The organism is Streptococcus sp. VTCC 12905, assembly GCF_049893385.1.
In the GTDB taxonomy this organism is placed as follows: Bacteria; Bacillota; Bacilli; order Lactobacillales; family Streptococcaceae; genus Streptococcus; species Streptococcus suis_AA.
In genome coordinates this window covers 1-11687 of the sequence record NZ_JBMVJC010000008.1, presented here as the reverse complement: position 1 = coordinate 11687, position 11687 = coordinate 1, and the positions used below count along the sequence as shown (strand labels likewise).

At 41.0% G+C, this 11687-nt stretch carries 10 protein-coding genes; 5 read left to right on the top strand and 5 right to left on the bottom strand.

The window, feature by feature from the left end; genetic code table 11:
* Positions 1–88: 88 nt before the first annotated feature.
* Both ACPC58_RS04275 and ACPC58_RS04270 read left to right on the top strand, forming a co-directional pair.
* The gene (locus tag ACPC58_RS04275) at positions 89–1543 is read left to right on the top strand and encodes a sucrose-6-phosphate hydrolase (RefSeq protein WP_434065356.1); all 1455 of its coding nucleotides are present in this window, start codon (positions 89–91) and stop codon (positions 1541–1543) included.
* Positions 1524–2489 carry a LacI family DNA-binding transcriptional regulator gene (locus ACPC58_RS04270; protein WP_434065355.1) on the top strand — a complete coding sequence of 322 codons (966 nt, stop codon included), beginning with the start codon at positions 1524–1526 and terminating at the stop codon, positions 2487–2489. The genes ACPC58_RS04275 and ACPC58_RS04270 overlap by 20 nt, the downstream gene beginning before the upstream one ends.
* Before the next feature lie 71 nt (positions 2490–2560).
* On the opposite strand, the gene nusB is transcribed toward ACPC58_RS04270, so the two are convergent.
* The 5 genes from nusB to uvrA form a co-directional block, all read right to left on the bottom strand.
* Entirely contained in the window at positions 2561–2995 is a 435-nt protein-coding gene (nusB, locus tag ACPC58_RS04265) for a transcription antitermination factor NusB (RefSeq protein WP_434065354.1), read from the bottom strand.
* Entirely contained in the window at positions 2973–3365 is a 393-nt protein-coding gene (locus ACPC58_RS04260; protein WP_434065353.1) for an Asp23/Gls24 family envelope stress response protein, read from the bottom strand. The genes nusB and ACPC58_RS04260 overlap by 23 nt, the downstream gene beginning before the upstream one ends.
* A 27-nt stretch (positions 3366–3392) precedes the next feature.
* Entirely contained in the window at positions 3393–3950 is a 558-nt protein-coding gene (gene efp, locus ACPC58_RS04255) for an elongation factor P (protein WP_024391541.1), read from the bottom strand.
* Positions 3951–4012: 62 nt separating this feature from the next.
* Positions 4013–5074, bottom strand: coding sequence for a M24 family metallopeptidase (locus ACPC58_RS04250; RefSeq protein ID WP_434065352.1), 1062 nt, complete (start codon positions 5072–5074; stop codon positions 4013–4015).
* 108 nt (positions 5075–5182) lie between these two features.
* Positions 5183–8008 (bottom strand): excinuclease ABC subunit UvrA, encoded by a 2826-nt coding sequence (gene uvrA / locus ACPC58_RS04245; RefSeq protein ID WP_277837986.1) that lies wholly within the window; start codon positions 8006–8008, stop codon positions 5183–5185.
* 1035 nt (positions 8009–9043) lie between these two features.
* On the opposite strand from uvrA, the gene ACPC58_RS04240 reads away from it, so the two are divergent.
* The 3 genes from ACPC58_RS04240 to ACPC58_RS04230 form a co-directional block, all read left to right on the top strand.
* Entirely contained in the window at positions 9044–9988 is a 945-nt protein-coding gene (locus ACPC58_RS04240) for a magnesium transporter CorA family protein (protein ID WP_277940862.1), read from the top strand.
* Positions 9989–10003: 15 nt separating this feature from the next.
* Positions 10004–10660 (top strand): DUF1129 domain-containing protein, encoded by a 657-nt coding sequence (locus ACPC58_RS04235; protein ID WP_434065351.1) that lies wholly within the window; start codon positions 10004–10006, stop codon positions 10658–10660.
* Positions 10661–11145: 485 nt separating this feature from the next.
* A partial coding sequence (locus ACPC58_RS04230; protein WP_434065350.1) for a transposase family protein occupies positions 11146–11687 on the top strand: 542 nt, incomplete at its 3' end.

The window sequence follows — 11687 nt, the reverse complement described above, 5'->3', positions numbered from 1 at the left end:
GAATTTGTTGAAACCACTGTTAAAACTTGATTTTTTACAAGAAAACGTTTACTATATTAATTGAAAAAATAGAATTTTGGAGAAAATTATGGCATTCACAACTGAGGAACGTTACAGAGCTTATGCTGACTGGACACCCGAATACATTGAAAAAATTAAAAAGAATACTGAAAGTTCACCTTGGAGGACCACCTTCCATATCGAAACACCGCATGGACTCTTGAACGATCCCAATGGGTTCTCTTATTTCAATGGAAAATGGACTTTGTTTTATCAATACTTTCCTTTTGGTGCAGCCCACGGCCTAAAATCATGGGTACATGCTGAATCAACCGATCTGGTTCATTTTGAAGAAACAGGTACTGTTCTTTATCCAGATACTCCTTTAGACAGTCACGGTGCCTACTCTGGCTCTGCCATGGAATTTGGCGACAAGCTCTTCCTCTTCTATACTGGAAATGTCCGCGATAAAAATTGGGTTCGCCATCCATATCAAATCGGTGCCTTGATGGACAAGGACGGTAAAATTGAAAAGATTGATAAAGTCTTGATTGAGCAACCAGAAGATACCACCGACCATTTCCGCGATCCACAAATTTTCAACTATAAAGGGCAATATTACGCTATCGTCGGTGGACAAAATCTGGATAAAAAAGGAATTGTCAAACTTTATAAAGCTGAAAAAAACGACTACCTCAACTGGTCCTATGTTGGTGACCTAGATTTTTCCAATGATATGACGGCTTATATGATGGAATGTCCGAATATTGCTTTTGTTGGTGAGCAACCCATCCTACTTTACTGTCCTCAAGGCTTGGACAAAAAGGTGTTGGACTACGGCAATATCTATCCAAATATGTACAAGATTGGTCAGAGTTTCGATCCTGAAACAGCTACTATTGTAGAACCAGGTGAATTGACCAATTTGGACTATGGTTTTGAGTGCTACGCAACCCAGGTCTTTAATGCACCGGACGGTCGCACACTCTCTGTAAGCTGGTTGGGTCTTCCTGATGTGGAATACCCAACAGATGCTTATGACTACCAAGGTTGTCTGTCATTGGTTAAAGAATTAACCATCAAGGACGGTAAGCTCTACCAATATCCAGTCGATGCTATTACCAGTCTTCGTAAAGAAGCTCAGCCGTTTTCAGCCCAAAAAGAAACCAATAATGTTTACGAATTGGAACTTGATTTTTCAGCGGGCACGAAGCACGAAATCGTATTGTTCGCAAATGAAGAAGAAAAAGGCTTGGTCTTGTCTGTAGACACTGAACAGGGCCAGATTACATTAGACCGTGGCAACTGTGGTCAGCCATTTGCTTTGGACTTTGGGACAACTCGTTCATGTGAAATTGAGCCTGGAGCAATAACTGCAAATATCTTCATTGATAAATCAGTCTTTGAAATTTTTATTAATAAAGGAGAAAAAGTATTTTCTGGTCGCGTCTTCCCAGATGCCGATCAAAACGGAATTGTCATCCGAACAGGGGCACCGACTGGAACCTACTATCACTTAGATTATGGTCGCAAAACTAACTGATGTAGCACGGTTAGCTGGGGTTAGCCCCACCACTGTCTCACGCGTTATCAATAAAAAAGGATACCTATCTGAAAAAACCATTCGCAATGTCGAGGAAGCCATGCGTGAACTAGGTTACAAACCGAACAACCTGGCACGTAGCTTACAAGGTAAATCCGCAAAATTAGTTGGTCTCATCTTTCCAACCATCAACAATATTTTCTATTCTGAGCTAATAGGACATCTGGAAAAAGAACTTTTTGATCGAGGTTATAAAACCATTATTTGTAATAGCCAACATGAATCCGATAAGGAACGTGAATATCTAGAAATGCTAGAAGCAAACCAGGTTGATGGTATTATTTCAGGCAGTCACAATTTGGGAATTCAAGACTACGATCGTGTCGTCGCACCAATTATTGCTTTTGACCGCAACCTCTCTCCGTCCATTCCCATTGTCTCCTCCGATAATTTTGCTGGCGGGATATTAGCTGCCCAAACCTTACAAAAAGCGGGATGTCACAATCCATTAATGATTACGGGAAATGACGACTCTAATTCTCCAACTGGACTACGACAAGTAGGCTTCACTTCTATTTTAGATGAAGCTAAAGTTTTTAAAATCGCAAGCGACTTATCCCCAGTAAGAAAAGAAATGGAGATTCGCTCATTACTTGAAAAATACAAACCAGATGGCATTTTTGTTTCCGGCGATGCGACAGCTATGCTGGTTTGGAATGTGGCTCGTTCTTTAAAATTATCCATACCAGAGGATATCAAATTAATTGGTTATGACGGTACGAGCTTTATTGAGAGTTATTATCCTCAATTAACAACCATCAAACAGCCATTGGTCGAGATCGCACGGTTGTTAGTCGATTTACTGATTGATAAGATTGAGGGGAAAAAACTCCCAAAAACAGACTATATTTTACCAATAACCCTTTTAGCTGGCGCGAGTGTATAAAAAAGACTGTACTTGAGTTGACATCAAGTACAGTCTTTTTCACTTTTCATTCTACAATAAAAGAAGAAACCTTATTTAGCTTCTTCTTTTATAAACTGGCTTAGTACACCGTTGACAAATTTAGCAGATGCTTCATCTGAAAATTCTTTGGCTAGTTCAACTGCTTCATTGACTGCAACACGATCTGGCGTTTCTTCAAAATATAAAATTTCAAATAATCCTAATCGCATGATATTCTTATCAATTAAAGTCAAACGATCCAAGGTCCAGCCTGATTTTAGTCTAGTGGATAATTCTTTATCCAACTCCTCACGATGATCCGCTACACCATTGACAAGATTAAGAAGGAAAAGTGGAATTTCAATTCCTTCTTGCTCATCTTCTTTATCATAAAGGTAAGAAAACTGAGCAGCTTGAACGGGTTCTTGTCCAAATTCAAGCGATACGATTGCCTGCAACGCACATTTCCGCAAGGCATGTCTATTATTCTTCATCAAGGAAATCATCTCCGAATAAATCTTTCAATGCTGGTTTTGGTGTCTTATCAGGAACAATGCCACTGACATGGATATTGACAGCATCAACTTGTACATCTGCATAATTAAGAACTGCTGTTTTAACAGCACGTTGAATATCCATAGATACGGCAGGTACATTGACACCATACTCTAAATAAACATAAATATCTGCAGTTACTCGACCTTCTTCATCCGTCTCAAGGTAAATTCCTTTATTTAGAGATGTTTTCGACCAGCTATCCGCTACTCTTTTGTTCTGGAGGGAATGTACCCCATCCACTTTAGCGGCAGCAATGCCTGTAATTACTTCAAGAACGCGTGGCGCAATAACAATTTCGCCCTGATATTCTACTGTCATAGGCTCTCCTTTCCTAAGAGGAAACGCTTAAGCGCGTGAAACGTAAGTTCCCTCTGCTGTATTAATAACAAGTTTTTGACCTGCTTCAATAAAATCTGGTACGTTAACAACAAGACCAGTCTCCATAGTCGCTGGCTTACCAGAACCTGTCACTGTTGCACCTTTGATAGATGGTTGTGTTTCAGCAACAACCAATTCAACAGTTGTTGGGACAGTGACACCAATCACTTCTGTTCCATAGAATTGAATTTTTACATCTGAGTTTTCTAAAATGTATAGTAATTCTTCTTGGATTGTAGCTACTGGAATTTCATATTGATCATACGTTTCAGTGTTCATGAAATAAGCAGTGTCATCCATTTGGTAAAGATATTGAGCTGGAACAGTCTCGATAATAGCTTGTTCAAATTTTTCATCGGGACGATAAGTTGTATCGAAAGTAGATCCTGTACGCACATCGCGCAATTTCATACGCATGATGGTGTTGCCTTTACCAGGCTTGTGATGACTTGCTTCCAAGACCTTAATCAACTTACCTTCGGCTTCAAAGGTCATACCTGCTCTAAGTTTACTTGCTTCAATCATTTGAATGTTTACCTCTTAAAAATAATTTATTCGTTTTATTTTACCACAAATCAGCAAATTTCTCAAATGACAATCAATTCTTTTGGAGCTAGCGTCAAAACTTCACACCCTGTTTCAGTGATTAATAAGTCATCTTCGATCCGAACACCATATTTGTCATCCAAATAGATTCCAGGCTCATCCGTCAAGACCATACCTGCCTTGATAGTCTCGTCAGATTTTCCAAAATACGGATATTCATGAATATCCAAACCGATACCGTGACCGATGCCATGTGTAAAGTTGGCTCCGTAACCCGCCGCATTGATAATCTCACGAGGAATAGCGTCAAACTCGCGGTAGGTAACGCCTTCTTTGGCCTGATCAATTAAAGCCTTATTGGCCCGCAAGACCACATCGTAAATCTCACGTTCTTGATCTGTCACATGACCGATATGGATGGTCCGTGTCATGTCGCTGACATAATGCTGGTAATAGCAACCAAAATCCAGCGTCAAGGTCTCACCAGTTTGGATAACCTTTTCAGACGCTCTTCCATGAGGCATAGCAGAGCGGTAGCCAGATGCCACGATGAACTCAAATGATGCCCCTTCTGCACCGAGTTGACGCATGCGGTGGTCAAGGAAATGATTGACGTCCATCTCAGTCGTCTGACCTGGTTTGATAAAGTCAAGAACATCAATAAAAGCCTGATCCGAAATTTGACATGCACGGCGAATGGTCGCAATCTCCGTCTCATCCTTAATCATGCGCAAATCCTCGATAAAATTAGACATGGCAACCAATTGGTAATCCGCAAAGAGGGCAGACAATCCTTGGTAAAAACTATAGGTCACCTGACTGTCAAAGCCAATCTTGGTAAGACCATCTTCTTTGATGATTTTAGCAATTTCTTCCAAGGCCTGACGACTTTCAATTATGTCAAAACCTTTTACTGATGCCTTGGCTATCAAGGTATAACGCGAATCAGTCACAAACAAGCGACGCTTGCCACTGATGAAGACAGTCGCCTCTGTCCCCCAAAAACCAGTTAAATAATAAATATTATTTTGCCCTGTCACTAAGATTCCGTCAACCTCTGATTGAGCTAATTTTGCTTCAAATTTCCCAAGTCTTTTTTGCATTCTACACCTCCGAAGATTTTGTAACTATTATAGCAGAAATGAAGATAAATACCAATAAATTCTTAGGAGGACAAGCAAAAAGCCGCTAGAGCGACTTTATAAACTTGCTTATTTCAACTTCATTTTCAGGTATTGGCCTGTAAAGCTGGCTGGATTTTGAGCAACTTCTTCTGGTGTTCCTGTCGCAACAACAGTACCGCCACCGACACCACCTTCTGGCCCCATGTCGATAATGTGGTCTGCTGTTTTGATCACATCCAGATTGTGCTCAATGACCAGAACAGTATTACCGTCATCAACAAAACGAGCTAAAACCTTTAACAATTGAGCAATATCCTCGGTATGTAGGCCAGTCGTTGGCTCATCCAGAATATAGAGAGATTTACCAGTTGATCGCTTGTGAAGCTCAGATGCCAATTTCATCCGTTGGGCTTCACCACCTGACAGGGTTGTCGCAGGTTGTCCAAGAGTAACATAACCCAATCCCACATCTTGAATGGTGCGGAGCTTCCGTTCAATTTTTGGAATATGTTTAAAGAATTCCACCGCATCATTGACCGTCATATCAAGGACCTGAGCAATATTTTTCTCCTTGTAGTGTACTTCCAAGGTTTCAGAATTATAGCGTTGACCATGGCAGACCTCACATGGGACAAATACGTCTGGAAGGAAGTGCATTTCGATCTTGATGATTCCGTCGCCCGAGCAGGCTTCGCAACGCCCCCCTTTGACGTTAAAGGAGAAACGTCCCTTCTTGTAGCCACGGATTTTGGCTTCATTGGTCTGGGCAAAGAGATCACGAATATCGTCAAAAACACCTGTGTAGGTAGCAGGGTTGGAACGCGGTGTTCGTCCAATCGGGCTTTGGTCAATGTCAATCAGGCGATCCAAATGTTCAATTCCAGAAATGGACTTGAACTTGCCCGGCTTGTCCGAATTGCGATTGAGTTTCTGTGCAATAGCTTTTTTCAAAATGGAATTGACCAGAGTTGACTTACCAGAGCCAGACACTCCTGTCACCGCCACAAATTTTCCAAGTGGGAAACGGACCGTTACATCTTGCAAGTTGTTTTCCTTGGCACCTATCACCTCTAAGAAACGACCATTTCCAACACGGCGCTCTAAAGGAACTGGAATTTGGCGCTTCCCAGAAAGGTACTGGCCTGTAATAGACTTTTTATTTTTAGCAACTTGATCCGGAGTCCCGGAAGCAACAACCTCTCCACCAAACACACCAGCACCAGGTCCAATATCGATTAACCAATCTGCCTCACGCATAGTGTCCTCATCATGCTCCACCACAATCAATGTATTGCCCAAATCACGCATTTTCTTAAGACTAGCAATCAGACGGTCATTGTCCCGCTGGTGCAGACCAATTGACGGCTCATCCAAGATGTAAAGGACACCAGACAGGTTTGAGCCAATCTGAGTCGCCAAACGAATCCGCTGACTCTCACCACCTGATAGGGTTCCAGCTGCTCGGGACAGCGTCAGGTAGTTAAGACCAACGTTGTTGAGGAAGGTCAGGCGATCCTTGATTTCCTTGACAATAGGAGTAGCAATCGTCGCTTCATTTTCAGACAAAGTCAGATTTTCAATGACTTGCAAATGATCCGCTACAGACAAGTCAGACAACTGCCCGATATGAAGTCCCTGCTCGCCACCGACTTTAACAGAAAGAGCTTGGTCATTGAGGCGATAGCCGTGGCAGGTCCCACAGGTCAATTCATTCATGTAAGTCTTCATGACTGTCCGTGTATAATCACTATTGGTTTCACGGTAGCGGCGGTTTATATTAGTAATCAAGCCTTCAAATGGAATATCAATATCCCGCACACCACCAAATTCATTTTCATAGTGGAAATGGAACTCCTTCCCATCAGAGCCGTTGAAAATCAGATTTTTTTCAACCTCAGTTAGCTGCTCGAATGGCGTATCCATATCTATCCCAAAGTGATTCATGGCCTGCTCCAACATTTGAGGATAATAATTCGATGAAATTGGATTCCAAGGGGCTAAAGCACCTTCACGCAAGGTCTTGCTGGCATCTGGGACTATCAAATCTGTATCCACTTCGAGCTTTATGCCAAGTCCATCACAATCACTACAAGACCCAAAAGGCGCATTGAAGGAGAAAAGACGTGGTTCTAACTCTGGCACCGTAAAACCACAAACTGGACAGGCATAGTATTCGGAGAATAGCATTTCCTTGCCGTCCATGGTATCGATGATAACATAGCCGTCCGCAATTCGAAGCGCTGCCTCAACCGAATCAAACAAGCGAGAACGAATGCCCTCTTTGATGACAATCCGATCGACTACAACCTCAATATTATGTGCCTTACTCTTTGACAACTCAGGAACTTCCGACACATCATAGACATCTCCATTGACACGGACCCGAACATAGCCATCCTTCTGAATTTTTTCAAAAATTGTCTTATGTTGCCCTTTTTTCTTACGTACAATCGGCGCCAAGATTTGTAACCGCTGGCGTTCAGGCAATTCCAAAACCTCATCAACAATTTGTTCCACTGAAGATGCCGCAATTGCACCATGACCATTGATACAGTAAGGCACCCCAACACGCGCATAAAGCAAACGGAGATAATCATTGATTTCCGTAGCCGTCCCCACTGTCGAGCGTGGGTTACGCGAGGTTGTTTTTTGGTCTATGGAAATAGCAGGGCTAAGACCTTCAATAGAATCGACATCTGGCTTATCCATATTGCCCAAGAACTGACGAGCATAGGCAGACAAGGACTCAACATAACGACGTTGACCTTCAGCATACAAAGTATCAAAAGCCAAACTTGACTTACCAGAGCCAGATAAACCAGTTACCACCACCAATTTCTCACGCGGAATGGTCACATCAATGTTTTTTAAATTATGGGCACGCGCCCCATGAATCACAATATTTTCTTGCATAATTTAAGATACAGAGCCCGTAAAACGCACGGTGAAAATAGGCGGTAAGTCCGAAATCTGTGATTTCGAAGACGCACCCCCGTCAAGACAACTAGTGCTTTCACAGGTCGAAAACCGAAGAAAGCACAGATGTCTATGACGCAGAAGCCAGTTCCACACGCTTAAACATGAAGAAACCAGCAATTTTTCACACAGCGTTTAGGGCGTGTTCAATTCCTTTCTAGATATAAGTGCGTTCACAAGATAACTGGTGACGGTCGATTAACTCCGCGTCACCAGACGAAACTGCCTATGGGCAATTTCTATATCTTGTATTAGCTCGATTTTCAAAAAATATCGTTTTGAAAATCTCACGTTAAGAAAACCGTACAAAAATAGAAAATCTGCAAAGTGTGCCAAACATACGAGAATATTTGCACTTTACAGTATCCACAGCTGTAATCAACTAAAGTTGAAACATCTGTGTATCTTTTTCTCGACGCTTTTAGCACGCATTCAAATTCTTTCTAAGATACAAAGGGCGTTGTAACAGTCTGGGAGACTGTTGAAATCGGGAAATAGGGAAAACGGAGTTTTCCTCATTACACCAACATTATTAGCCCATGTTCATTTCCTTTCTAAAGATACAAAGCCCGTAAAACGCAAGGTGAAAATAAACGGTAAGTCCGAAATCTGTGATTTCGAAGACGCACCCCCGTCAAGACAACTAGTGCTTTCACAGGTCGAAAACCGAAGAAAGCACAGATGTCTACGACGCAAAAGCCAGTTTCCATGCTGAAACAGGAGGCAACTAGCACTTTTTCACACAGTGTTTAGGGCGTGTTCATTTCCTTTCTTCAAGAACTTTCATTTGTTGAAAGAGAAAAAGGTTTGGACTAAATTTTTCAATCATTCAACCCCTTAAAAATCCGTACAACTTACTTATTAAACGTCTTCATATTATATCACATTTATTCAGAAAACCTTTCCGTTATGGTACTTTTTTGGTATAATAGAGGTTGCGTTAACGAATCAAATCAAAAGGAGGGCAAAGATATGAAACAGATTTTTCTATCAACAATGACTGATTTAGAAGAAATCCAAACCTTTGAACCAGGGGCTTGGATTAATTTGGTTAACCCCTCCCAGAGCGAATCTATGGAAGTAGCTGAGCACTACAAGATTGACATCGCCGATTTACGGGCTCCACTCGATGCGGAAGAATCTTCTCGTATTACAGTTGAAGATGATTATACATTAATTATCGTAGACGTTCCCATTTTGGAAGAACGGAATAATAAAACCTACTATATCACTATTCCTCTCGGAATCATCTTAACAGATGAAGCGATTATCACCACTTGTTTAGAAGAACTATCATTATTTGAACAATTTATTCATCGTCGCATACGAAATTTCTTTACCTTTATGAAATCTCGTTTTGTTTTCCAAATTCTTTATCGCAATGCCCAGCTATATCTTTCTGCCCTACGTACAATTGACAGAAAGAGCGAAGAAATCGAAAAACAACTGCATGAAGCTACGCGAAATGAAGAACTAATCGTACTGATGGAATTGGAAAAAACAATCGTCTACTTCAAAGCTTCCCTAAAAACCAATGAACGATTGGTTAAAAAACTGGCAAGTTCTACACGCTTACTTCGGAAATATGAAGAAGATGAAGATTTGTTGGAAGATACACTAGTCGAAACGCAACAGGCTATTGAGATGGCAGATATCTATGGTTCCATCTTGAATTCGATGACACATGCCTTTGCTTCCGTTATTTCCAATAACCAGAATACAATCATGAAGACATTGGCTCTCATGACCATTGTTATGTCTATTCCAACCATGGTATTTTCTGCCTACGGTATGAACTTCAAGGATAATATTATCCCATTTAATGATATTCCATATGCATTTTGGTGGATTATCCTATTTGCCTTTGCTATTAGCTTATCACTTACCTTCTACTTCATTCGTAAGAGATGGTTTTAACTTAAGGAGATGAATATGTCATTTACAGAAATCAACGGATTGACGAAGAAAAATCAAGAATTTATACATATTGCTACTAACCAACTGATTAAAGATGGAAAATCGGATAGCGAGATTAAAGAGATATTAGAAGAGATTCTACCGACTATCATCGAGAATCAAAAAAATGGTATTACTGCACGTAACTTGTATGGAGCACCTAGTGAATGGGCAGCTAGTAAATCTACTTCTGCTAAAGAGAAGAACGACCAAGTAAAATACAATGAAAATCCATGGCTCATGTGGGTCGACTCTAGTTTGCTTATGTTAGCAATTATCGCTGGCGTCAATGGATTGATGAACCTCTTCGGTCAAGGTGCTCAATACGGTCTAGTTACTTTATTAGTTATTGGTTTTGGAGTCGGCGCTGGTATGTACTTTATGTACCACTTCGTTTATAGAGAGCAAATCAAAACTGGTCAACGCCCTAAATTATTGAAGGCCATCGCTTTCCTTGGACTCGCTACCTTGGCTTGGTCAGTCGTCTTCCTTCTAGCTGCATTGATTCCATCATCACTCAATCCTGTTTTACACCCTATTGTTACTATCCTTATCGGAGCAGCAGCATTCGGTATTCGTTATCTTTTGAAAAAGAAATACAATATTCGAAGTGCTATGACACCTGTTCAATAAAAAACAAAGCGATTGGATTTACCAGTCGCTTTTGTTTATCTATACAGTCCAGCTATCAAATAATCTGATACTCAATGAAAATCAACCACTGTGCTGAGATGTTGACACAAACTTTGAGAATCGGTGCTGTGCTTGAGCCCAGTCTCAATTTGCTTTCTCATTTTCATGCTCATGAAAAAACAGTCCATTCAAGGACTTGATACGCACTCGTATTTTCAAGCTCAAAAAAAATGACCTACTTTCGCCGTTGCACCTTTCCAGTTTCTTGGGCGCAAGCTAAAAAGACCCGTCAGGGTCTTAATTCGCCTTCTAATTTCCGAGCTCATGAAAAAACAGTCCATTCAAGGACTGTTTTTTTTTAGGCTCTATAATTTCTGTAGTGGGTAAATCCACTGTAGAGATTATGGAGCCTTTTTTAGTGTAGAAAAAAAGTCCCATATGACCTATAATGAAAAGCGACTAAACTCATATTAGAAAGGGTTCATATGGAACAACTAAATCTTATCACAAATTTTCTCAGAATTAAAGACAAAAATATCACTATCACTGATGAATATAATATGGGGACTCACTTAGAACTCCACGGTCACTTGGACTACACAGCCCCTAAATGCCCAAAATGCAAGGGACAAATGGCTAAGTACGACTACCAGAAAACTTCTAAAATCCCCTACCTAGAAACTGCTGGCTATCCCTTACTTATCCGCCTTAAAAAGCGTCGGTTCAAGTGTAAAGAATGTGGGAAAATGGCGGTCGCTGAAACTCCTCTTGTCAAGAAGAACCACCAAATCTCTGTCGCTGTTAACCAGAAAATCGCACAATTACTCATCGAAAATCAAGCAATGCAACATATTGCACACAGGCTATCTATCTCAACATCGTCAGTTATGAGAAAGCTCAATGAGTTCAAGTTTGAAACGGATTGGAATACCCTACCTGAGGTGATGAGTTGGGACGAGTATGCCTTCAAGAAGGGGAAAATGAGCTTCATCGCTCAAGATTTCGACTCCCTAAATGTCATCGCCAT